Below are 24087 nucleotides of genomic sequence, written 5' to 3'. Positions count from 1 at the left end.
CCATGGCAGCTATACGCCGTTCACGTGGACGGCCGGCCGGAACAGCCTTGACCGGCAGTGCAGTTGGGTTCAGCGGTACCAGCCGAACCGCTGCGCCATCACCGGCAGCCGGTCGGCGACGACGGCATGGGCGGCGGCCCGCGGGGTGCAGTCGTCGGCCTCGGCGCGGGCCAGCATCAGGTCGATCAGGGCCCGCATCGAGCGGCGGGTGTGCCCGAACGCCTCGTCGGCGTCAGCACCGATGTCACCGAACAGCGTCCACCACCACCAGGCGTTCGTACCGGAGTTGACGACCACATCCGGCAACACCGTGATCCCGCGTGCCGCGAGCAGTGCCTCCGCCTCCGCGAGCACCGGCATGTTCGCCGCCTCGACGACCCAACATGCCTGTATCCGCGCCTGGTTGGCGGTATCGATCGCGTACGAAACGGCGGCCGGTACCAGTATCTCGGCCTCCTGCTCCAGCCATGCGTCCGCGGGCAGCTCCCGGTCCCCGTCCCGGAGCGCGCCGCGGTCCACCGTTCCGTACCCGTCCCTGGCGGCCAGCAGCGCCTCGACGTCCAGGCCGGCCGGATTGGCGATCGTGCCCTTGACGTCGGCCACGGCGACCACCGTCAGCCCGGCCCGCGCCAGGAACCGCGCCGTCGCCCCGCCCATGGTGCCCAGCCCCTGTACGGAGACCCTGGCCTCCCGGTACGGGACGCCCGCCCGGTCCAGCGCCGCGAGCGCCGACTCGGCGACACCGCAGCCGCCGACCAGCTCGTCGAGCCCGATGCCGTCCACCTCGACGGCGAACGCGTCGGCAAGACGCTGCCGGGCCGCCGTCTCGTCGTCGAGCAGGGGATAGACGGCCTGGATCGAGGAGACGAGCCCGGCCTCGGCCACCGCCCGGTCCACGATGTCCTGGGTGAGCCCCAGGTCCTCGCCCGTCGTCCACACGTTCTCGATGTACGGGCGCACGGCCCGTAGATAGCGCACCAGAACGCCGTAGGCCTCCGGGTCGCGCGGGTCGCAGTCGATGCCGCCCTTCGCGCCGCCGAGCGGTATGTAACGGGTTCCCGTGTCATCGGCGTTGAAGTGGAGGGCCTCCTTCATCGTCATGCCGCGGGCCAGCCCCGCGACCTCGTCGAGAGTGCAGCCAGCCCGCATCCGCAGCCCGCCGCTGGACACGCCGCGCACCAGCCGGTCGACGACCAGGTGCCCCTGGCGGCCGGTGATGTGGTCGGTCCAGGTGAGCGAGATCAGGGGGGCGGACGGGGCGGTGGGACGGGACACCGCAGGTGTCGTCATCGGGGGGTCTCCTCGGTCACAGTGATCACGGTGGGCCCGGGGGTGGTCAGGGCCAGGGACAGGGCGCGGGCGAGCGACTCAGGGGTGTCGGCGCGGGTGCCGTGGCCGCCGTACGCCCGCGCCAGCGCGGGCAGGTCGACGGACGGCAGATCGACGCCCGTGGGGGTGTCGCCGCGCGCAGTCATTTCGTCGCGGATCTCCCCGTAGCCCCCGTTGTCGAACACCACGACGGGCAGCGGCAGCCGCAACTGGGCGGCCGTGGCGAGCTCCTGCACGGAGAACTGCAGCCCGCCGTCGCCGCTCAGCGCCACGACCTGCCGGTGCGGGTACGCGGTCTTCGCGCCGATCGCCGCGGGCAGCGCGTAGCCGAGGGTGCCGAAGCCGGTCGGGTGCAGATAGCGCCCGCGCGGGCCGACGGGCAGGTGGGGCAGGGCGCCGTAGTAGCAGCACTGCGCACTGTCCGAGGTCCAGATCGCGTCGGCGTCCAGCACGGCCCGTGCAGCCCGCAGATACGGCACCCAGCGGGCGTCGCGCTCCGCGGTCTCGGCGTCCCGTGCGGCGCGCAGCGCCCGCACCGCGGCGGCACCCTCCCTTGCGCCCGATTCCCCGGTTGCCTCCTCCAGCGCCTCCCGCAGCGCCTCCAGCGTGGGGCGCGCCGCGCCGACCAGCGCCAGATCGGCGGGCAGTCCCGCGTACATCTGGGCGGGGTCGATGTCGACCCGGATCAGCGTGCCGCCCAGCGGCGGCGGCGCGGACCACAGATCGGACTCGGCCAGCTCGGTGCCGACCGCGAGCACCGCATCGCAGTCGGCCAGCCACTTCTGTACGGACGGGCTGTGCAGCGACACCCCGAGCGACAGTGGATGCGTCTCGTCGACGATCCCCTTGCCGTTGGCGGTGGTGACGACCGGGGCGGCCAGGGCCTCGGCGAGCGCCTGGCACCCGGCGGACGCGGACCGAGCCCCTCCGCCGAGGACCACGGCGGGCCGCCGGGCCGAGCGCAGGACCCGGGCCGCGTCCCGCAGCGAGGGCCCGGCCGGGCCCGGGGCGGACAGCGGTGGCGTGAGCCGCACCGGTCCCGCGGGCTGCGCCGTCTCCAGCAGATCCAGCGGTACCTCGATATGGACCGGGCGCGGCCGCCGGGTACGGAACAGGGTGAACGCACGCGCCACCGCCGAGCCGATCTCCTCGACCGTCGACACCCGATGGCTGAACGCCGCGACCGCGCGCAGTGCCTCGGTCTGGCTGCGCATTTCGTGCAGCAGACCGGTCGGCTGCCGGGGGTGGCGCAACGGCATCCCGGGCGACACGACCAGCAGCGGCACGCTGTCCGAATACGCCTGACCGACCGCTGCCGTGATGTTGAGCAGGGCCGGCCCGGTGGTGGTGATCGCCACCCCGGGCCGCTCGGTGACCCGTGCGTACGCATCCGCCGCGTATCCCGCGCCCTGTTCGTGCCGGGGCGTGACATGTGCGATGCCGTACGGGGCCAGATGCCGGTAGATCTCCAGGTTGTGCGTTCCGGGAATTCCGAACGCCCTGGTGACCCCATGGGCCGCCAGAGCCCGGACGACGGCTTCACCGCCGGTCACGGACGCGCTCCTCGACTGTTCGGGCACGCCGGCTACCTCCACTGAAAGGTCGATTTACTGAATCGCCGGTCAGTATCGGGAGGTGGAGGCGGCCCTGTCAATGCGGCCACTGCTGAATCGTCGTTCAGTGGCCGGACCGCATCGGTCGGCGGCCTGCGGGGCGTTCCACCGCGCATCGGTCCTTGAAGCCCTGGCTGGCCGGACCGAGAGCGGAATTGGTGCGGGAGCGCATGTTCTCCACCACGACCGTGGTCGTGAGCTCGACGAGTGGCGCCTCGCAGGGCGTCGTCCGCAGCCGCTCCATCAATTCGTCCCCGACCTCGGGCGGGGTGAGGCTCATCGCCTCCGCGTACGCCATGACGTCACGCTCCAGCGGGGTGTACGCCTCGCTCTCGCGCCACACCCGTGCGTCGCGCAACTTGCGGGGGTCCATGCCGGGGCGGTGGTTCTCCCAGTAGCCGAAGTCCGTGCACCAGCTGCAGCCGACGGTGGCCGCGGACGACATGACGGCCAGCGTTTTGAGCTGCGGGTCCAGCTTCTTCCAGCGGCCCACCGCCAACTCGAAGCGGAGCCCCGCCCACAGCACCCCGGTGTGGTGGGCGGCGGCCCGTAGGCCCCCGGATGTGGCACGGGAGTACGGCCGAATGCGGAATCCTGTGGCGAGCACGGACGTTGGATTCGGCATGACGGGATTCGATACACAGCAGGAAGCGCTGCTCGGGCTGCTCGGCGAGGAGAACGGCGGCGTACTCGTGACGCTCAAGCGGGACGGCAGGCCCCAGCTGTCCAATGTCAATCACTTCTACTACCCCGATGAGCGCATCGTCCGCGTCTCGATCACCGAGGACCGGGCGAAGACGAAGAACCTCCGCCGTGACCCGCGGGCGAGCTACCACGTCACCAGCGCGGACCGCTGGTCGTGGACGGTCGTGGACGGCACGGCCGAGCTGACCCCCGTCGCCACCGATCCGCACGACGCGACGGTGGAGGAGCTGATCACGCTCTACCGCGACGTCCAGGGCGAACACCCCGACTGGGACGACTACCGCAATGCGATGGTCCGGGACCGCCGCGTCGTCCTGCGGCTGCGCATCAGCCACGCGTACGGGCAGCCGCGTGGCTGATGGAGTCCGGTCCGGCGATCAGCCCGTCGGCCGTTCCGCTCTCGCACTGTCGTACCCCCCGCCCATAATGAGACGACACCGACTCCTTCAGGAGATGCTGTGACCGGCGCTGACCCCTTGCCTCCGCTCCGCACCCGGCTGCGTTCGCTGCGCCCCGCCGCATTCGGCGCCGATCCGGGCGGTGCCCGCATGGAGCGCATCCGCCGCTCGCCGAACTTCGCCGACGGCGTCTTCCAGAACCCGGTGGGGGCACGGACCCGGCCGTCCGGATCCACCCTGGAGTTCGCAAAGGTCTATTTCCGCAAGGAGGAGCGGGCGCGCAGGGCGCCGGTCGGCACCATGCCCGTCCACGCCACCACCTACGCCGACCTCGCCGAGCCGCCCGCCACCGGGCTGCGGCTCACCTGGATGGGCCATTCCAGCGTGCTCGCCGAGATCGACGGCCGGCGGGTGCTCTTCGACCCGGTGTGGGGCGAGCGCTGTTCGCCCTTCGCCTTTGCCGGGCCCAAGCGGCTGCACCCCGTGCCGCTGCCGCTCGCCGCGCTCGGACCCGTCGATGCGGTGGTGATCTCCCACGACCACTACGACCACCTCGATCTCCCGACGATCCGCGCCCTCGCGGGCACGGATACGGTCTTCGCCGTCCCGCTCGGCGTCGGCGCCCATCTGGAGCGGTGGGGCGTGTCCGCCGACCGGACGCGTGAACTGGACTGGAACGAAACCACGAAGATCGCCGGGATCAGCCTGACTGCCACCCCGGCACGGCACTTCTGCGGCCGCGGTCTGCGCAACCAGCAGCACACGCTCTGGGCGTCCTGGGTCGTCGCGGGGCCCGAGCACCGGATCTACCACAGCGGTGACACGGGCTATTTCCCCGGCTTCAAGGACATCGGCGCCGGATATGGCCCATTCGACGCGACGATGATCCAGATCGGCGCGTACTCCGAGTACTGGCCCAAGAACCGCACGGACTGTACCCCACTCCCCGGTGGGTGGCCCGACATACATATGACGCCCGCTCAGGGGATCCAGGCCCACCTTGACCTGCAAGGGGGCAAGCCGCACGGCGTCATGATGCCCATCCACTGGGGCACCTTCACCCTCTCCATGCACCCGTGGGCAGAGCCCGGCGAGTGGACTAAGGACGCCGCCGAGGAAGCTGAGCAGCCAGCCGCATTTCCCCGGCCGGGCGAGCCCTTCGAACCCGCGGGAACGCTTCCCCTCGATCCCTGGTGGCGGTCCGTCGCCGCCCCGATTGCACACCCCTGGCGCCGCAGCGAGGCAACGGACGTTACTCAGGGTCAGGACAATCGCGATCTTGATCTTGCGGGTGAGCGGTGACTCGGGGCAGGGATGAAAGCCTGAACGCAATGACGCAGTCGTTCGCCAGGTTGACGGAGGCCGAAGAAAAGCAGGCGATCCAGGCGCTCGACGATCCCTCTCGACGGGGGAGGGCTACTGAGGCACGGCAGTACATCCCACTGCCCACTTCACGAAAGCCATCCGGCATCCAAGTCGAGACGCGGATCGTCAAATCCTGACACCGAGGCCCCACCCTTCCGGCCAAAACGGCGGGGTGGGGCTTCCGTATTTCTCACTTGACTCTGTCGGGGATCTTGGTTTCCCGACGCCGGCGCGATCAGCAGGCATGCTCGGACGAAACGCCCGCCGCTCAGCAGCCAGACGGCCAGACGGCCAGACGGCCAGACCCCCACCCTCCGCATACCGCATACCACCGGCATACCGCAGGGATCACCAAAGTCACCACCCGACGACAAAGCGACGCTCTCCGAGGCATCTTGACGCCCGTTCTGGTGAGCCGTCAGGATCTTTGGATCGCGGGTCAGATGGTTTGCCGCCCCCGCGGCAATGGGCGGTACGGCCTGAGCCGGGTCACTGCACTGGAGGCCCGGTTCATCGCCCCACCCCAATCGAGCACATCGATATTGGCCGACCGGACAGATCGCACCGCGGCGCAGCTCACGATGCTGGGCAGATGCGTCGACTGGAGGTGTCCGCCGTGACAGAACACCGCGCCGTGGTGAATCGAACCACTGGACAGGAGGACGGTGCCCGGCCGGAGAGCCGGGAACGAGAGCGTGCGGCCGCGATGATCGCAGACGTCGAGCGGCTGGTGCGCTGCGAGTCCCCCTCGGACGACCTGGCCGCGGTCGCCCGCAGCGCCGAGCTGGTGGCCCGGATCGGCGCCGGTCACCTCGGGGCCGAGGCGGAGCGGGTAGTCATCGACGGATGCACGCATGTGCGGTGGCGCTTCGGCCGGACCCCGCGCGTGCTGCTCATCGGGCATCACGACACGGTGTGGCCGGTCGGGTCGTTGAACAGCCATCCGTTCGAGGTTCGCGACGGAGTGCTGCGCGGACCCGGTTGCTTCGACATGAAGGCCGGTCTGGTGATGGCGTTCCACGCCTTGGCGGACCTGATCGGCACGGGGACACGGACGAGTGTGTCCGGACCCGGGGCCGCGCATCCGCTGGACGGTGTCACCCTCCTCATCACCGGTGACGAGGAGCCGGGTTCGCCCTCGTCCCGGGAGCTCATCGAGGGCGAGGCCCGCTCCCACGTCGCCGCCCTCGTACTGGAGGCCGCCGGACCGGGTGGGGCCCTGAAGACGGAACGCAAAGGCGTGTCGCGCTACGAGGTGCTGGTTCGAGGACGTGCCGCCCACTCCGGCCTTGAGCCGGAGCGTGGCGTGAACGCGACGATCGAGGCCGCCCACCAGATCCTGGCCGTGGCCGCACTGGACGATGCGGCACACGGTACGACTGTCACGCCGACCCGCCTGGAGGCAGGCACCACGAGCAACACCGTCCCCGCCTCGGCACGCTTCGACGTCGACGTCCGCATACGGGACGCGGCAGAGCAGCACCGGGTGGACCGAGCGATGCGCGACCTGCGGGCCCGGTCGGCCGGCGCAGCCGTGGAGGTCACAGGTGGTCCGAACCGGCCGCCCTTGCAGGCCACCGCATCGAAGGATCTTTTTGCGCGGGCGTGCCGGCTCGCGACGGACCTCGGGCTCGGCCCGCTCACGCAGGTGGCCGTCGGCGGCGCCTCCGACGGAAATCTCGCCGCGGGAGTCGGCACCCCCACCCTCGACGGCCTGGGAGCGGTGGGCGGCGGCGCGCATGCCGACGACGAACATCTGCTCGTCGCGGAGCTGCCGCGGCGGACCCGACTGCTCACCGCGTTGGTGGCCGACCTCCTGGCACCGCAGGACGGCTGTCCGCCCGGACGAAGCGGGAGCCCGCATCCTGTGCCCTCGAACCAGCTGCACGAAGATCGGGGTTGAAACCATGACCTGCGTGACCGATCTCCTGCGCGACCGCACCGAATCCCCGCCCGTCGACGCGGCGTACGCCGCGGCTGAGACCGCCGCGCGCGTCGCGGGCATCGACATCCGTTCCCTGGACAGTGTCAGTGAGCTTGAGGCCGTTCGGCGCCTGTACGAGCAGATCTGGCGCACCGGCGAGAACAGTCCGGTGGTGACCGCCGACCTGCTGCGTGCGCTGGCGAAGGCGGGCAGTTACGTCAGCGGCGCCTTCGTGGGGGACGAACTGGTCGGCTCCTGCTTCGGGTTCTTCTCCCCGCCGGCGCGCGCGGCCCTGCACAGCCACATCGCAGGGGTGCTGCCCCACGTGCGGCGGCGCAATGTCGGATTCGCCCTGAAACTGCACCAGCGGGCCTGGACGCTGGCGCGGGGTGTGGGCGAGATCTGCTGGACGTACGACCCCTTGGTGCGCCGCAACGCTTACTTCAACATCGCCAAGCTGGCTGCCGAGCCTGCCGAGTACCTGCCGGACTTCTACGGCCCCATCGACGACGGGATCAACCGCAGCGACGACAGCGACCGGATTCTGGTGCGGTGGTGTCTGGCGTCTCCGGAGGCCGAGTCGGTCTGCACCGGGCGGCCCAGGCCGGCCGACGCGGAAGTCGCCCGGTCGCGCGGAGCGACCGTCGCCCTCGGAGTCTCCGCAACGGGCGCGCCGTCGGTGGGGCGCACCGGCGGCAACGCACGCACCGTACTGGTGGCCGTACCCGAAGACGTCGAGGCACTGCGCGAGAGCGACCCGGCGTGCGCCGTGAGCTGGCGCGCGGCGGTACGGGACGTGCTGGGCGGACTGCTCGCCGACGGCGCGCGGGTGCGCGGCTTCGACCCGGCGGGCTGGTACGTCGTGGACCGCGGAAGCCCGACGCAGGTCACCGGCGGCACACGCCGGCACGGAACACACCACAACGAAGCGCCACAGGAGACAGCGTGAAGGTCACCGGAGTCGAACTGCGCACCATCAAGGCACCCCTCGTATCCCCGTTCCGCACCTCGTTCGGCACCGAGACCGTGCGGGAGGCCCTCCTGGTGCGCGTCGTCACCGACGAGGCCGAGGGCTGGGGCGAGTGCGGCGCGGGCACCGCTCCTCAGTACTCGTCGCAGTACACGCACGCCGCCGCGGACGTCCTCAGCCGCTTCCTGGTCCCGGCGCTCGCCGGGGTGGCCGACCTCGACGCCCACCGGGTCGCCCCGGCTCTGGCCGCGTTCAAGGGGCACCGCATGGCCAAGGCCGCCCTGGAGACGGCGGTGCTGGACGCGGACCTCCGGGCCCGGGGAGTGCCCCTCGCACGCGCCCTCGGCGCGGTCCGCGACAGAGTGCCGTGCGGGGTGTCGGTGGGGATCACGGAGTCGATCCCCGCGCTCCTCGACGCCGTCGCCGGATATCTGGACGCCGGCTATCTGCGGATCAAGCTGAAGATCGAACCCGGCTGGGACATCGAGCCGGTGCGCGCCGTCCGCGAACGGTTCGGCGACATCCTGCTGCAGGTGGACGCCAACGCCGCCTATCGCCGCGGCGACGCCCGCCATCTGGCCCGGCTCGACCCGTTCGCCCTCCTGATGCTGGAGCAGCCTCTCGCGGAGGACGACCTCCTCGGCCACGCGGAACTCGCGAAGCGCATCACCACCCCGATCTGCCTCGACGAGTCGATCGTCTCCGCCCGCGCCGCCGCCGACGCGCTCGTGCTCGGCGCCTGCCACGTGGTCAACATCAAGCCGGGCCGCGTCGGCGGCTATCTGGAGGCGCGGCGGATCCACGACGTCTGCGCGGCGCACGGCGTCCCCGTCTGGTGCGGCGGCATGCTCGAGACGGGACTGGGCCGCGCCGCCAACGTGGCGCTTGCCGCACTGCCCGGGTTCGTGCTGCCCGGCGACACCTCGGCCTCCGACCGCTACTACCGGACCGACATCACCGCACCGTTCCACCTCGTGGACGGACATCTCGCCGTGCCGACCGGGCCGGGCCTCGGCGTCACCCCCGTCCCGGAGATTCTGGACGAGGTGACGGACTCGACGACCTGGGTGCCCGTCCCATGAGGCCCTCACCGCGCCGGCCCGTTCGTCCGTGTGGACGAACGGGCTGGCATCATTACGTCATGCGCGACCAACTCCGATGCCGGTGGGCCGGGCTAGTTTCGGCCCCGTGCTCATTCCCGTGACCAGCCTTCCGCGAGCGAGCCTCGCGCGTGTCCTGGAGGAACTCGGTTCCACCCTGCTCGACGTGGTCTGCGGTGACATAGAACGCGCCGACGGCATCGGCGGCGTCGTCATCCACGACCCACTCGACGAGCCGGAACTCCCGGACAACGCACTGGTACTGGGCGTAGCCCTGCACGACCTCTCCGATATCGCCCGAGTCGTCACCCGACTGGGGCAGCGTGGCGCCGCCGCCCTGGTGGTACGCGCGCCCCTCACCGCCGACGAGGCGCTGATCGATGCGGCCGAGGCGTCGGGCGTGGCCGTGCTCTCCTTCGCCCGCGGCGCCTCCTGGACGCACCTGGCGGGGATGCTCCGGACGCTGACGACCGACAGCAACCGGCATGCCATGGATGGTCACACGGCCGACCGGATCGAATCCGGCGACCTCTTCGCGGTCGCCAACGCGATTGCCGCGCTGCTGGACGCGCCCGTCACCATCGAGGACCGCAATTCGCGCCTGCTGGCTTTCTCCAGCCGGCAGGAGGACATCGACCCCTCGCGGGTCCAGACGATCCTGGGCCGGCAGGTCCCCGAGCACTACACACGCATCCTTGAGGAACGCGGGGTGTTCCAGGCGATCTACCGCAGCGACCGCCCCGTCTTCGTCGCGTCTCTCCCCGAGTCGGGCGACACGACACAGCCGCCCGAACTGCCGCGCGCGGCGATCGCCGTGCGCGCCGGGGACGAGATCCTCGGCGCGATCTGGGTGGTCGTCGCCGAGCCGCTGAGCGAGGACCGTAGCGAAGCGCTCTACGAGGCGTCCAAGCTGGTCGCGATGCACATGGTGTGGCAGCGCGCGGACGCGGACATGGAAAGGCGGCAGCGCGCGGAGCTGCTGGCCACCGCACTGGAGAGCGGCCCTGGATCACCCGAGGCGATCCGCCGCCTCGGCCTGAAGGACGAGCCCGCCGTCGTTCTCGCACTCACCGTCGTCGACGCGGCGAATGAACACCGGCTGCCCGCCCGTACCGCCACCGAACGCAAACGCCTCGCTGACGCGTTCGCCATGCATCTGGCCGCGGTGCACCCGCGCGCCACCGCGGCGCTGATCGGCGACATCGCGTACGGCATCCTGCCCCTTCTTCCGCAGAACCGGCACGACGCCGAGGAACGGGCGGCCCGCATCGCCACCGAGTTCCTGGCCCGCGTGGGCTCCCGGCTGCGCCCCGTGATCGGCGTAGGGCCGTACGCCGAGGACAGTGCGGCGCTGGCCCGGTCGCGTACCGGAGCCGAACGGGCGTCGCGCGTCCTGCGGTCGGGAACCGCCGGGCAGCCGGTCGCCCGCCTGGACGACGTCCACGTCGAGGCACTGCTGCTGGAGCTCGCCGACCTCGTCCCGCGCGGGGACCTGCCCAGCGGCGTCGTCGCACGCGTCATCGCCTACGACGAGATCCACGAGACCAACCTGGCCGAGACGCTGCGGAGTTGGCTAGACGCCTTCGGCGATGTCGCCACGGCCGCCGCCTCGATGTTCGTGCACCCCAACACGTTCCGCTACCGGCTTCGGCGCGCGGCGGAGGTCGGCCGGATCGACCTCAATGATCCGTCCGCACGTCTCTCGGCCATGCTGCAGCTGCACCTGATGTCGCTCAGGTCCGCCCCGGACGGCGGATGAGCGGACAGGCTGTCCCGCCCGCTCATCCGGAAGCTTCCTGACGGCCCAGACCGAGTGCCCTGATCAGAAAGGCCAGCCACTCTGCGTCCTGTGCGGTCGCGACCTCGTACGACGTCGCCGCGCCATGCCCGGCGTTGTCGAAGACGTGCAGGAGGATCGGCGCGTTCCCTTCCTGTGCCGCCTGCAGGCGGGCGGCGAACTTGCGCGCATGCCAGGGAGGACAGCGCGGATCGGTCGCCCCGGCCTGAAGATAGATCGCCGGGAAGACGCCGGGCCCGACCAACTGGTAGGGCGAGAGCCGCAGCAGCCGCCGTACTTCCGCAGGATCGTCCGGATCCGCCCACGCCTTGCGGATGACGAAGTCCAGATAGGGATCGCGGGTGCCCCCGATGAGGTCGAGGAGCGGCGCCATCGGCAGCACGGCACACCACAGCTCGGGGCGCGTCGTGAGGGCGACCCCGCACATGAGACCGCCGTCGGAGCCACCGGTCAGCGCGAGCCGCTCGGGTGTGGTGAGCCCTGTGGCGATGAGGTGCTCGGCGACGGCGATGAGGTCACGGTCGCGCACGTGCTTGCGTTCCCGGTGCGCGGCCAGGTACCAGTCGCGGCCGAACTCGCCGCCCCCGCGCAGATGCGCCTGTACGAGCACGCCGCCGGCCGCGACGAAGGCGGCCATCTCGGGCTGGTACTGCGGCAGCAGAGGCACGTTCGCCGCTCCGTACGCGGAGATCAGCGTGGGCGCGGGCTGCGTCGGGTCGCTGCCCGCCGGTCGCACCACGTGGTAAGGGATCTCCACGCCGTCGAGTGCGACGGCCCGCTCGAACGTCACGTCGGCGTCGAGGGTGACCGCCGGGGCCGACAGCGTCTCGATGTCCGCCTCTCCCGGACGGTGCCGATAGACGCCCCAGGAGCTGGTCAGGGTGGAGAAGGCGAAGACGAAGTCGTCCGGGGGAGAGCCCACGGCCAGGCCGGTCAGGGCGAAGAAAGGTGCGGAGAGCGCCCCCTGCCCGGGCAGCGGAACCTCCCCGGTGACGGCGCCGGAGCGGTCGAGGATCCGTACCCGGGCGCACGTCCGGTCGAACTCACTGAGGTACAGATGGTCACCGACCGGAGACAAGGAGCGCAGCACCGTCTCGCCCTCGGGCACCAACTCCGTCCACGAGGCAGGGTCGTTGGGATCGGCGGCGTCCAGCGGGAGCGCAACCACGCGCCCGCGTGGTGCCGCTACATCGGTCACCGCGATGTAGCGGTCGCCGACGATGTGTCCGGCGACGGTCCCGGCGCAGTCGGTGACGAAGGGACGCCAGGGGGTGGCGGGCCGGGACAGATCGCGTACGGCGACCGGAACAGGACTGCCCACCCGGTGACTTGCGACGACCCAGCGGCCGTCGGCCGAGAACTGCACGAGTGTGTACTCCTGGGAGCCCTCACCGACCGGGATCGGTTCCACCACGGTGCTGCCCGCGCTGTCCCGCGTGGCGAGCCGGTGACGGTACACGGCCTGCCGGAACTCATGCGGCGAACCGGTCAGGGCGAGGAAGAAGAAGCCGCTGCTGTCGGGCAGCCACGACACGCCACCGGCCCACGCGCTGTGCAGGACCTGCCGTGGCGCGCCGTCCAGTACGCGCCCCGAGTCCACCTCGATGAGCCGGACCGTGTTGTGCTCGCTGCCGTCGGTGCAGACGCCCAGGGCCAGGACGCGACCGTTCGGCGACGGCGCGAGCCACGACAGGAACGCGGGGTTCTGCCCGTCGCCGAAGGCGGTCAGGTCGACCACCGGTCGGCCCGCGCCGAACGGCCGGTCGGCGACGACCACGCTGGGCGCCGCCGCACCGGGTGCGTTCACGGCGCGGAACCAGCGGCCCGCCGCGAACCTCGGCAGTGCCGGGCGGGACCCGGCATCGTAGGTCTCGATCAGCTTCCGTACGGCCGCAGGGTCCTGCCCGTCGTAGGCGGTCGAAGTGGCGAGTTCGGCCTGTCGGCGCTGCCACCGCTGTACTTCGTCGGTCTCCGGCTCCAGCCACCGGTACGGGTCCGGCACCCGGACGCCCGCGACGTCCTCGAAGGCGTCGACGGTCCGCGCGGGCGGATACGGCGGAGGGCTGCTGTTCACTGTGACTCCGACTCCTCGGTGTCCCGGAGACCGTCGAGGTCTCCGGGACGCATGGACTGATCTGCTGGTGCATTCGCATCCGGGGCCGCCTCGAAGCCCGCTCGCGCGGCCGCGGCGAACTCGGCACGCAGCCGCTCGAACGCTCCGGGGATCCGGTTCACCTGCCGGACGTGGAGCAGTGCGTCGTAGGCAGCCGGGAAGTCGTCGACGGGGTCGAGCTCCCCACCGGCGAGCGTCCCCTCGACGCCGTCGAAGAACCCGGCGGGCGCGCGGCGCGGATCGAGGAGGGTCACCTCCGGGCCGAGACGGTCGAGCCGCGATTCGACGGACTCCGGCGTGAGGGTCCGCGCCCCGAGCGTGACGTCGCAGTCGAACGGACGCGACGACCGCTGGGTGAAGGTGACTTCGGGCCCGGAGCCGTACGTCATCCCGATGACTACGAGGTCCGCTCCCAGCTCGGAGGAGAGCAGACCGCCCAGGGTCGGCCGACCGTGCAGCGGTGTACGGCGGACGTGTGCGTTGTGGGCGCTCACCACGATGCGCCGCTCCCGGCGCAGGATACACTCCACGCTGCGCGCCATGAACGCCTCCCGCGGATAGGGACCCTCCGAGGAGGTCCGGTCCTCGTCGGCCTCGGCGACGAAGGCTTCGAGCGAGGCCGCGCACCACAGGGCGATCTCGGCGTCCTCGTCGTCCGGGCCGCTGTGCCGGCGGTAGCGGAGTGCGCGCTCGTCCAGTCCGCGAAGGCCGTCGAGCAGCCGGGCACGGTCCGAGGAGGACATCGCCGCGTAACGGACCGCCGCCTGCGACCGGTCGCCCAGATCGCTCAGCCGCAGCAGCTCCTCGTCGCCCGGGCGCGCGGGCAGCCGGTCGAGGCAGGCACGGACCGCCGGGCCGGGGGAGGTGGACGAGCCCGGCAGGTCCATTCCGTAGAAGGAGACCTTCGCCGACCCGCCGGAGTTGCGCCGACGCATCCAGCGCAGTTGCCTCCGCATCGGCTCGCACTCGCCGAAGCGGTAGGTGACGCCGTCCCGGGCGACGGTCTCGACCCGTCCCGGCCCGCCGTCGATCCACTCGTCGACGGCCAGCCCCTCGGCGAATCCGGACTCCAGGACCAGCCCGGTGAACCCGCACTCCCGGACCAGGAACCGGAACAGCAGGTCCCTGAGCCCGTAGAACTCCGTGATGTTGTGCGCGCCCTCGCCGAGCGCCACCACCCGTGCTCCGCCGATCAGTCGACGCAGCGCAGCCATGTCCGCAGACGTGTCGTGGAACGTATCCATGACGGCTCACCACCTTCCCGCGCGCGGCATTCAGTTGTGGAAGTACCAGAGTTCCGGCGTATACAGGAAGCTGAGCAGTGAGCTGAACGACGACGGCGGCCCGGAGAGGCTGTCCTTCCACACGACAAGGGTGTGCGGAGTCGGGAAGTAGAGCACCGGCAGGTCCTTGCCGAGGTGGGTCACTTCGGCCGACAGGGCCTTGGAATCCGCTCCGAACGTCGACGCGTCGATCAGCTTGTCCGCCTCGGCGTCGCGGTACCCGCCGAGATTGAAGCTGCCTCCCGTGTTGAACACGGTGTTGCTGCTCGGGTATCCGGCCGCCAGGTACAGCGGTCCGTAGTCCTGTGCCGCCCACTTGTTCTTGTTGGCGGGCGCGAAGGAGTTGCCGTAGTTGGTGTACAGGTAGTTGAGCGACTTGCTCACGAGCGTGACCTTGAGGCCCAGCTTCTTGGCCTCCGATGCGAAGGCGGTGTCCCGGGCGCCGACGTACGCCGGGGTGTTCGCGGAGGCGAGGGAGAAGTCGATCGTCTGCCCGCGCGGGATGCCCGCCCCGCACTTGCCGGCCCCGGTGCCCGGGCGTCGGCAGGTGGTGGCGCCGCCCGGCTCGACCTTCCAGCCGTGGCTGGTGAGCAGGTTCTTGGCGGCGGCCGGGGCGTACGGGTAGGGCGCCTTGTCACCGAACGCGGGCGGGTATGGGGAGTCGCTGCCCGCGGTCGTGTGGTTGGCGGAGGCGGCACCGTTGTACACGCCCCGGCTTCTGATGTAGCCCTGCTGGTCGATCAGGTGTTGCAGGGCCTGGCGGACGTACGGCTGCGCGATCACCTTGTCGAAGTGGTGGGTGGTGTCCTCGAAGTTCAGGACCAGCGGGTCGAACCGGGCGGGCGCCGGGGCGCCGTAGACGTGGTAGCCCTTCTTCTTCAGTGCGCCGATCTGCATGATGAAGCTGGAGTCCAGCGTTCCGACGGTCAGGTTGCCGGCCTTGAACTGGTTGAGGACCGCCGGGGCGGAGGTGAACGACTTGAAGTCGACCCGGTCGAGCCGTGAGCCGCCCGGGCCGCTGTAGGACGTGTTGGGGACCAGGGAGAACGAGCCGGTCGTGGGGTCGAAGCTCTTGAGACGGTACGGGCCGTTGACCACCTGCCAGAGCGGGTTGTCGGCGAAGGTGGCCTGGGACTCCGACTGCTTGGTGAGGTAGGTGTAGATGGCCTTGGCGTTCTCCGGCTGCGTGTAGTCCAGGTGGGGCCCTGAGGTGCGGGCGATGTTCCACTCCTTGGCGGGCATCACGTACAGCAGGGTCAGCATCGACATCAGGTAGGACGGGTTGTACGCGGTCGTGGACCTGAGGGTGAGTTCGTCCGGCGCGGTGGCCTTCGCGGTGATGCCGTCGGGGAACTGCCCCGGGGTGTAGAAGCTCCAGTTGGCCGGGCTCTCCTTGAGCGCGGCCTTCAGCAGGGCCAGGGAGAAGACGACGTCGTCGGCGGTGACCGGCCTGCCGTTGGACCATGAGTAGTGCTTCAGCTTGATGCTCACGGTCTTGCGGTCGGTGCTGTAGCGGGGCGCCTCGGCCAGGCTCAGTGCGGCGTCCGCGATCTGGTCGCCCTCACCACTGGGGCGGTAGAGGGAGCGCCACAGGAGCCCGCGGGCGATGACGGTGCCGTTGGCGGACGCCGGCGGATACGGATAGATGTAGTTGGGGCTGAGCCCCGGAGTCAGCGCGACCGTGGCCGTGCCGCCGTCCTTGGGCTTCCCGGACTCCTTCGGCAGGGTCTTGTAACCGCCCTGCAGATCCTTGGCCAGGTCGCCGCCGCCGGTGCACGCCGTGGCCAGTACGGCGAGCACGGCGGCGAGCACCGCGAAGCGGCGTCCTCGCGCCTTGCCGGGCACATGTGTCATGGATGGCTCCCTGCGAGGTGTGGTGGAAGAGGGTGAGGAGGTCACGGTTGTGGCGAGCGGCCTCAGCCGGCCCGGTGACCGACCGCGTCGCGGAGCCCGTCCGCCAGCAGGTTGAGCCCCAGCACCGTGACGATGACGCAGATGCCGACGGGATACACCAGCCACCAGTAGTCGGCGGAGATGAACGTCGCGCCGTTGGCAAGCTGGCTGCCCCAGTCCGCGGTCGGGTATGTCAGGCCGAAGCCCAGGAAGCCCAGAGCGGCGACGACGAGGATCGCGTCGGCCACCTGGAAGGTGATGACGACGATGATCACGCTGAGCGCGTTCGGAATCAGGTGGGTGAGGATGAGCCGTGGGCGGGAGGCCCCCATCACCCGGGCCGCCAGCACGAACTCCCGTACCCGCAGGGTCAGGACCTCGCCGCGGACGAGCCGGGCGGAGACCAGCCAGGAGAACCCGCCGATGACCAGGCTCAGCGACACGGCGTTCGGGTGGAAGCGCACCGAGAGGATCAGGACGAAGAAGAGGAAGGGGACCGACAGCAGGGTGTCGACCACCCGCATCAGGAACCCGTCGACGACCCCGCCGGCGAGTCCGGCGACGGCGCCGTAGACCGCACCGATCGTGGTGGCGAACAGCGCGGCGAGCAGCCCGATCTGCAAGGACACCCTGCCGCCCGCCATGAGGCGGCCGAGCACGTCGAACCCGTTGAGGTCCGTCCCGAGCGGATGCTCGGCGCTGGGCGGCAGAGCCGCGTTCACCAGATCCACGTCGGTCTGGTTGGTCTGGTAGAGCAGGGGGCCGAGGAAACAGAACCCGACGACGAGTATCAGAAGCAGCCCGCCGGCGAGGCCCAGCGGGTGGTGCCGCAGTGCGCGCAGCACCGGTTTCGGAGTGAACCGCTCGCGCACGTCGGTCGGTTCGACCGGGTCGGCTGCTGACGGCGCCCTGGCGACCGCCTCCAGGGCCCCCGCTGTGTCCGTGTGTCGTGAGGTCATTTGTTCAACTCGATTCGGCTGTCGGCGGCGGCGACCGCGATGTCGGCGACGAAGTTGCCGGCCACGGTGAGGACGCCGCCGATCAGGGTGTAGGCGAGGAGCACCGGGTAGTCCTCGTGCTGCAGGCTGTTGAGGAACAGCAGGCCGAGGCCGGGGTAGTTGAAGAGCGACTCGACGATCAGGTTGCCTGCCAGGAGGCTGGGGATGAGCGTGCCGACCAGCGTGATCAGCGGCAGACAGGCGTTGCGCAGCAGGTGGCGCGTCAGGACGCTCCGCTCCGGGAGCCCTTTGGCCCGGGCGACCCGGATGTAGTCCTGGCCGAGCTGGTCGAGAGCCGACGAGCGCTGGTACTGGGAGAAGATCGCGACGCTGGTGACAGCGAGCGTGATGACGGGCAGGGCCATGGCGCGGGGATCGGTGAGGACCACCCACGAGGAGTGTGACTGGGACGCTTCGGCAGGGAAGAACGGCAGGGACTGGCTGAACACGGCGATCAGGATCAGGCCCAGCAGGAACGACGGAGTCGCGTAGAGCACGTAGGAGGCCGCCGTGGTGGCACGGTCGACGAGACTGTTGCGGCGGACCGCCTGGAGGATGCCGAGCGGGACGGCGATCAGCAGCGCGAGGACGAGGCCGGCGAGCGACAGCATCGCGCTGCGGCCGGCGTTCTGCTGCAGTACCGCCCCCACGTTCTCGTTGAGCTTGTAGGACCTGCCCAGGTCACCGTGGGCGAGCTGGCCCAGATAGCTGAGGTACTGCACGACGAGCGGCCGGTCGAACCCGTGCTCCCGGTTGAAGTCGGCCACGGCCTGGGGGGATGCGCGCTGTCCCAGGACCACGCGGCCCGGGTCGTCCGAGACCACGTGCAGCAGGAAGAACACCATCGCGGAGATGCCCAGCACGACGACGAAGGAGATCGCCAGCCGTCGGACCACGTACCAGCTCATGCGTGACCATCTCCTCTCCGGGAGATCCGTGGGGTGCCTGATATGCAGGGAAGTGGTGAGTGACGGTTCATCGTGCGGAGAGCTCCTCGGGCTGTGCGGCCGGCGAGCGCAGGGGGTGGTGGCAGGCGACCTTGTGCGTGCCGGTGAGGGTCGCGAGGGCGGGCTCCGTCGCCGCGCACACCTCGGTCGCCAGTGGACATCGGGTGCGGAACCGGCAGCCGCTGGGCGGATCGATGGGACTGGGCAGTTCGCCGCGCACGCGCGTGCCCGACCGGGGGCGCGGCGCGGCGGGGTCCGCCTCGGGAACCGCCGCGAGCAGACCCGCGGTGTACGGGTGCGCGGTGGACCCGTACACCTCCTCGGTGGTGCCGGTCTCCATCAACTTGCCCAGGTACATGACTCCGACGCGGTCGGCCAGGTACCGCACGACCGCGAGATCGTGGGAGATCACGACACTGCTCAGTTCGCGTTCACGTTGGACGCGCTGCATCAGATTGAGGACCTGGGAACGGATGGAGACGTCCAGCGCGCTGACCGGCTCGTCGGCGATCAGCACCTTCGGGTCCAGGGCCAGCGCGCGGGCCAGCCCCACCCGTTGGCGCTGTCCCCCGGAGAGTTCGTGGGGGTAGCGCTCCAGGACGCCCGACGGCAGCCCCACGTCCCCAAGTAGTTCGCGGGCCCGGGCGGTCCGGGCGGCGCGCCTGCCGATGCCCTGGATCGCGAGGGGCTCGCGCAGGATCGCGCCGATGCGCATGCGGGGGTCGAGAGAGGAGTTCGAGTCCTGGAACATCATCTGCAACTTGGCCCGGCGCGGCGCGAGTTCGCGGGCACTCATACCGGTCACCGACGCGCCGTCGAAGATCACCTCGCCCGACGTGGGCCGGTTCAGGGCCACGAGCATGCGGCCCAGCGAGGACTTGCCGCACCCTGACTCCCCGACCAGGCCGAACGTCTCACCGGGCGCCACGTCGAAGCTCACTCCGGAGACCGCCTTGACAGTGCGGCGCCGCCCGAGGAGGCCCCGTCCGCCCACCGGGTACTCAAGTCTGAGATCGACGATCCGCAGCCGCGGCGTCGTCTCGCGTGCGGCAGGGGCCTCGGGGGAGACGACGGGCCGTGCGACGGCCGATGCCCCTGAGCCGGTACGGACTGCTGCCGTGGCGACCGGGTGCCAGCACGCGTGGGTGTGCCCGTCCTCCTCCACCGAGAGCGGCGGCCGCTCCTCGTGGCAGCGGTCCGTCGCGGCCGCGCAGCGCGGCGCGAAAGGACAGCCCGCGGGGGAGGCGGCCAGATCCGGCGGTGTGCCGGGAATGCTGAAGAGCTGCTCGCGCCGGTCCTGGGTGAGCGAGGGGATCGAGGACAGCAGCGCATGGGTGTAGCGGTGCCGGGTATGGCTGAAAAGAGCTGGTGTCGGCCCGGTCTCGGCCACGCGTCCGGCGTACATCACGCCCACCCGGTCGGCGTGCCGGGCGATCACTCCCATGTCGTGGGTGATGAGGATCATCGACATGCCCAGCCGGGACCTGAGGCCGTCCAGGAGATCGAGGATCTCCGCCTGGATGGAGACGTCGAGCGCGGTGGTCGGCTCGTCCGCGATGACGACCCGCGGCTCGCACGCCAGCGCCATCGCGATCATCACGCGTTGCCGCATGCCGCCCGAGAGCTGGTGCGGATGGTCGTCCAACCGCTCGAGGGGCTTCGGTATCCCGACCAGGTCGAGCAGCTCCGCGGCACGTGCGCGCGCGGCCTGCTTCGATGCGCCCTGGTGCAACCGCACCGGTTCGGCGACCTGTTCGCCGATGCGGCGGGTGGGGTTCAAGGCCGTCATCGAATCCTGGAACACCATCGCGATGTCGTTGCCGCGCAGGGCCCGGTACCGGTCCGTGGGGAGTCCGACGAGCTCCGTACCGCCGAAGTCGATCGAGCCGCCGGTCACCCGGCCACCGGCCGGCAGCATGCCCATCACGGCCAGGCCGGTCATGGACTTGCCGGATCCGGTCTCCCCGACGATCCCCAGGGTCTCCCCGCGATCGAGCGCCAGACTGACGCCCGAGACCGGGTGGACGATCCGGTCGCCCCGGCGGATCTCGACCGACAGATTGCGGATCGTCAGCACTCGGCTGCCGTCCGCGGGCTCACGTGCGTTCTCAAAACCATCGCTCGCGCGCACGATATGGCTCTCCATCTCCTCGACCATCCGACGATTTTGAGACACGTACTTCAGGCGTCGTTCGTCGGGTTCACTGAACATTCAGGTGTGCGTCGTTCCGATCGCACGAAGGGAATCTCCTGCCGCGCACAGCGCTCAGCCGGCGGACGCGGGCCGGCCCAGTTCGTTCCGCAGCAGGCGCCGTACGTTCTCCCCCAGGACCGCGAAGATGTCGCGCTCCGGCCACCCCCGCTGTTGCAGCGCATCGGTGACCAGCGGCAGCCCGGCCGGACCCGCAAGCCCGGGCAGATAGGCGTCGGCCGGCACTCCCTCGACGAAGGCCGGCTCGCAGCAGGGGGGAGTGGTGTCGGCAAGTACTTCCTTGATGAAGTCGGGACCCAGCCCGACGTGCTCGACGCCGGCCACCCCGGCAATGTGCTCGATGTGGTCGATCAGTCGGCCGATCGAGTAGTCGCTCTCGTGCAGGTACGGAGCGAAGAAGTTCACGCACACCACTCCGCCGCCCGCGGCGACGCCCCGGATCTGCTCGTCGTCAAGGTTGCGGTGGTGGTCGAAGAGCGCCCGTGCGCTGGAGTGCGTGGCGATCAACGGCCGTGAGGACAGCTCCAGGACATGCTCGACCCCGGACGCGCCGAGATGACTGATGTCGTAGAGCATGCCGAGGCGCTCCATCTCGGCCAGCGCCGCGACCCCGGAGCGGGTCAGCCGGCCGCCCGTCGCGTCCTCGCCGCTGCCGTCGGCCAGGGAGGTGCGACCGAAGTGGGCCAGGGACGCGATCCTGACCCCCAGCCGGAACAGGGTCTCCAGTAGCTCCACGTCCTCGCCCACGCCGGGTGCGCTCTCCAGTGCCAGCACCAGGGCGATCCGGCCCTCGGCCAGCGTCTGGTCGACCTCGGCGCCGTCCGTGCACAGCGTGACGGCATCGGCGTTGCCGGCCGCGAGCCGGTGCGCCGCCTCGATCATGCGCAGCGTGCGGCGAAGCGCCCCCTCCGGCCGGTACGGATCTTCGACGAACACCGGCAGCGCCTGAAGGTTCACCCCGCCGGCCCGCAATTGCGGCAGCCAGCGCTCCCGGAAGAACTCCGCCCAGTGGTCCACCGGCCGGGCGACCACCGCACACAGCAGGTCGTTGTGCAGGTCTGCCACGATCGCGCGTCGGTGCATCTCGTTCATCGCTGTGCCCGCCGCTCGGCCCGGCCGGTGTGCAGATACAGCGCGCGTCCCTGCCCGTCGTCACCGAGGAAGGCGAGCGGGGCGTGGACCCCGCGCTCCGGCTCGACCGGGATCAGGGTGTCACCGCGCCTGCCGACCAGTTCCGTGCGGTACGGCGCCTCGTCCAGTTCGGCGATGGCTCCCCGGGGAGTGCGCTCCAGCCACAGCCGCCCAGCGGTGTCCCGGCTCACCGTGGTCTCGGCGGTGCTGGACGTGTACGTACCTACATACCGGGACGTCTCCGCAACGCGAGCGCCCACGTCCGGCACCGGCGAGGCGGGCAGACCGACCCCGGCGAGTTCACCGAGGACCCGGCCCGCGATCTCCGTGTACACGCGCCGTGACAGGCCGCCGTTGGTGACGATCGCCACCGCGACATCCCGCTCCGGCACCAGGCGCAGGAACGCCGACTGACCGATGGTGTTCCCGTCGTGTCCGATGACCATGCCGCCCGACAGGTCGAAGAGCTCCCAGCCGAGCCCCCAGGCGGCGCCCTGGTCGATGTCGGGCAGCGTGACCTGCGGCCGCTGCATGGCCCGGACGGTCTCCGGGCGGAGCACGGTCACCCCGTCGGGGCCCCGGCCTCCGGCGAGGTGCATCCGGGCGAAGGCCAGCAGATCGCGCGCACGCATCGCCAGCATCGATCCGGCCGGTGCGTTCGAGCGTGCCAGGGCCCACACCGGCGTCGGCTCGAGCGGCGCCCCCGGCACCGTCTCGATGTGACCCACTGCCGTGCGGTGGACGATCGCCTCGTAGGGGTCACTCGCGGTGTGACTCATACCCAGCGGAGTGAACAGGTGCCGCCGGGCGCAGACGTCGAACGGCTCCTCGCGCAGCACCTCGACGATCCGCCCGAGCACGCAGTACCCGGCGTTGTTGTACGAGAACATCGCGCCCGGCTCGAAGAGCTGCGGCACGTCCCGCAGGACGCCCAGGTACTTTTCCAGGCAGTCGTCACCCTTGCCGGTGTCGGTGAAGATGTCCCCCTCGAAACCCGCGACGTGACTCAGCAAATGCCGCGTGGTGATCCCTCGCGCCGCTTCCTCGTCGGCGATCCGGAACTCCGGCAGGACGGCCTGTACGGGAGCGTCCAGATCCAGTCGTCCCTCGTCGGCCAACTGCATGACCAGCGTCGCGGTCATCACCTTGGTGATCGACCCGATCTGGAAGAGAGAGTCCACCGTGGCGTCGACCCCTGTGGCCGTGCTCAGCACACCGGCCGCGGATTCGACCCATTCATCACCGGCTTGGACCGCCACGGCTGCCCCGGGCACCTGGCTCTCGACGAGCAGATCCGGCAACCGGCGGCGCAACCAGGCACCGACCTCCTCCAGCTTGTTCAGCTGATCCGACCCGTCCAGCTTCTGCACGGCACCCCTCCCTGCTCGACTGCGCAGGAGCTTAGGACCTGCGGAAACCGCCCTCTTCGTCCACTCCCACCACATGCGGCCCGGGCATTGGTGCGACTGGCCGAACCGGGCGGCTCGCCGCTTCGACGGGTGGGGGAGCAGGCTTGTGACGAAGCGAAGGCCGGGCCTTCCGCGTCAAAGGCCGTGATGTGGTTCGCGCTCGAACTCGCGGCACTGCCGGCCGGCGTGCCGTAGGCACGTGCTCCACGGGCCCGGGCGAACTCGGCGCGTTCGAGCACCATCATCCCCGCGCCCTCGCCCATAACGAACCCGGACCGCTTGACGTCGAACGGGCGAGACCCGGTCTCTGGGTCCACGGACTGCGTCGACAGGGGGTAAAAGCCGACGGCTGGTCACCTGCTGGGGTATCACCGGGGCATGAGGTATCCACAAGGGGAGGTGTCCGCCGAACGGCAGGAGTTCCGCGAGGAGTTACTGCTCCAGGCTGCGGATCGGTTCGCCCTGGGTGAGGCGAGTGCGGTGATTACAAAGGACCTACGGGTCAGCGTCCGGTCGGTGCAGCGGTGGCGGCGGACGTGGAGCGTCGAAGACCTCCATCGCTCGCCGACGCCGGGCCGGTCGAGGTTGTTCTGCGTGAACGCGGCCATGCGCTCGTCCCGTTCGACACCAACTACCCACCCGGGCGCGGTGATTGCGGCGGTGAGCGCGAAGAGACACCCGGCCCGGTTCCGAGGCCCAGGTAGGGGTGCCCTGCGGCGTTCTGCATTTTCTGGAGGACTTCCACGGGGTACGGGGTGAACGTTGGCATCGCCGCCGTCCGGCCCCGCTCACGGCGCCGCCGCCGAAGCCTTGATTGCCGCCCTGCAAGGCGTGAGCTGTGGCGCAGCGCGCCCAAGTGGGAAGGGGGCCATGACTGTTCATGCCCGGCCAGCACTTCC

Annotated in this window: 18 protein-coding genes and 1 pseudogene; 7 read left to right on the top strand and 12 right to left on the bottom strand. The window is 70.6% G+C overall.

What is annotated here, in order from left to right; all coding sequences use genetic code 11:
* Nucleotides 1-69: 69 nt before the first annotated feature.
* The 3 genes from OG609_RS04490 to OG609_RS04480 all read right to left on the bottom strand — a co-directional run bounded on the left by OG609_RS04490 (nt 70) and on the right by OG609_RS04480 (nt 3567).
* Nucleotides 70-1290 (bottom strand): Glu/Leu/Phe/Val dehydrogenase dimerization domain-containing protein, encoded by a 1221-nt coding sequence (locus tag OG609_RS04490; RefSeq protein ID WP_327271559.1) that lies wholly within the window; start codon nt 1288-1290, stop codon nt 70-72.
* A complete protein-coding gene (locus tag OG609_RS04485) occupies nt 1287-2882 on the bottom strand; it encodes a thiamine pyrophosphate-binding protein (protein WP_327271558.1) in 1596 nt (531 codons plus the stop codon). Before OG609_RS04485 ends, OG609_RS04490 begins: the two co-directional genes overlap by 4 nt.
* Nucleotides 2883-3006: 124 nt before the next feature.
* Nucleotides 3007-3567: a carboxymuconolactone decarboxylase family protein gene (locus OG609_RS04480; RefSeq protein WP_327271557.1), complete on the bottom strand. Its 561-nt coding sequence runs from the start codon at nt 3565-3567 to the stop codon at nt 3007-3009.
* Here OG609_RS04480 and OG609_RS04475 point away from each other — a divergent pair.
* The 6 genes from OG609_RS04475 (at nt 3566) to OG609_RS04450 (ending at nt 11163) form a co-directional block, all read left to right on the top strand.
* A complete protein-coding gene (locus OG609_RS04475) occupies nt 3566-4006 on the top strand; it encodes a PPOX class F420-dependent oxidoreductase (protein ID WP_327271556.1) in 441 nt (146 codons plus the stop codon). The two genes, OG609_RS04480 and OG609_RS04475, sit on opposite strands and share 2 nt — an antisense overlap.
* A 99-nt stretch (nt 4007-4105) precedes the next feature.
* A complete protein-coding gene (locus OG609_RS04470; protein ID WP_327271555.1) occupies nt 4106-5347 on the top strand; it encodes an MBL fold metallo-hydrolase in 1242 nt (413 codons plus the stop codon).
* A gap of 769 nt (nt 5348-6116) precedes the next feature.
* Nucleotides 6117-7313 (top strand): M20 family metallopeptidase, encoded by a 1197-nt coding sequence (locus tag OG609_RS04465; protein ID WP_327277938.1) that lies wholly within the window; start codon nt 6117-6119, stop codon nt 7311-7313.
* A gap of 13 nt (nt 7314-7326) precedes the next feature.
* Entirely contained in the window at nt 7327-8283 is a 957-nt protein-coding gene (locus tag OG609_RS04460) for a GNAT family N-acetyltransferase (RefSeq protein WP_327271554.1), read from the top strand.
* Nucleotides 8280-9386 carry an o-succinylbenzoate synthase gene (menC, locus tag OG609_RS04455; RefSeq protein ID WP_327271553.1) on the top strand — a complete coding sequence of 369 codons (1107 nt, stop codon included), beginning with the start codon at nt 8280-8282 and terminating at the stop codon, nt 9384-9386. The genes OG609_RS04460 and menC overlap by 4 nt, the downstream gene beginning before the upstream one ends.
* A 106-nt stretch (nt 9387-9492) precedes the next feature.
* Entirely contained in the window at nt 9493-11163 is a 1671-nt protein-coding gene (locus tag OG609_RS04450) for a PucR family transcriptional regulator (protein ID WP_327271552.1), read from the top strand.
* A 22-nt stretch (nt 11164-11185) separates the two neighbouring features.
* Here OG609_RS04450 and OG609_RS04445 read toward each other — a convergent pair whose 3' ends face one another.
* From OG609_RS04445 to OG609_RS04405, 9 genes are all read right to left on the bottom strand, one after another.
* The gene (locus tag OG609_RS04445) at nt 11186-13276 is read right to left on the bottom strand and encodes a prolyl oligopeptidase family serine peptidase (protein ID WP_327271551.1); all 2091 of its coding nucleotides are present in this window, start codon (nt 13274-13276) and stop codon (nt 11186-11188) included.
* A complete protein-coding gene (locus tag OG609_RS04440; protein WP_327271550.1) occupies nt 13273-14559 on the bottom strand; it encodes an erythromycin esterase family protein in 1287 nt (428 codons plus the stop codon). Before OG609_RS04440 ends, OG609_RS04445 begins: the two co-directional genes overlap by 4 nt.
* Nucleotides 14560-14589: 30 nt before the next feature.
* Nucleotides 14590-16452 carry an ABC transporter substrate-binding protein gene (locus tag OG609_RS04435; RefSeq protein WP_327271549.1) on the bottom strand — a complete coding sequence of 621 codons (1863 nt, stop codon included), beginning with the start codon at nt 16450-16452 and terminating at the stop codon, nt 14590-14592.
* A gap of 62 nt (nt 16453-16514) precedes the next feature.
* Entirely contained in the window at nt 16515-17450 is a 936-nt protein-coding gene (locus tag OG609_RS04430) for an ABC transporter permease (protein ID WP_327271548.1), read from the bottom strand.
* Nucleotides 17447-18397, bottom strand: coding sequence for an ABC transporter permease (locus OG609_RS04425; RefSeq protein ID WP_327271547.1), 951 nt, complete (start codon nt 18395-18397; stop codon nt 17447-17449). The genes OG609_RS04430 and OG609_RS04425 overlap by 4 nt, the downstream gene beginning before the upstream one ends.
* A gap of 67 nt (nt 18398-18464) precedes the next feature.
* On the bottom strand, nt 18465-20582 hold the full coding sequence (locus OG609_RS04420) for an ABC transporter ATP-binding protein (protein WP_327271546.1): 2118 nt from the start codon (nt 20580-20582) through the stop codon (nt 18465-18467).
* A gap of 120 nt (nt 20583-20702) precedes the next feature.
* On the bottom strand, nt 20703-21740 hold the full coding sequence (locus tag OG609_RS04415) for a dipeptidase (protein ID WP_327271545.1): 1038 nt from the start codon (nt 21738-21740) through the stop codon (nt 20703-20705).
* Nucleotides 21737-23149: a serine hydrolase domain-containing protein gene (locus tag OG609_RS04410; protein ID WP_327271544.1), complete on the bottom strand. Its 1413-nt coding sequence runs from the start codon at nt 23147-23149 to the stop codon at nt 21737-21739. Before OG609_RS04410 ends, OG609_RS04415 begins: the two co-directional genes overlap by 4 nt.
* Nucleotides 23119-23505, bottom strand: a complete 387-nt coding sequence (locus tag OG609_RS04405; RefSeq protein ID WP_327271543.1) for a beta-ketoacyl synthase N-terminal-like domain-containing protein — start codon at nt 23503-23505, stop codon at nt 23119-23121. Before OG609_RS04405 ends, OG609_RS04410 begins: the two co-directional genes overlap by 31 nt.
* A gap of 61 nt (nt 23506-23566) precedes the next feature.
* Here OG609_RS04405 and OG609_RS46025 point away from each other — a divergent pair.
* Nucleotides 23567-23770, top strand: a pseudogene (locus tag OG609_RS46025) (IS630 family transposase); the annotation flags it as partial.
* Nucleotides 23771-24087 lie beyond the last annotated feature (317 nt).

The sequence above is a fragment of the Streptomyces sp. NBC_01224 genome (assembly GCF_036002945.1).
In the GTDB taxonomy this organism is placed as follows: Bacteria; Actinomycetota; Actinomycetes; order Streptomycetales; family Streptomycetaceae; genus Streptomyces.
The sequence above is the reverse complement of the archived record's forward strand: the minus strand, read 5'-3'. Positions and strand labels throughout refer to the sequence as shown.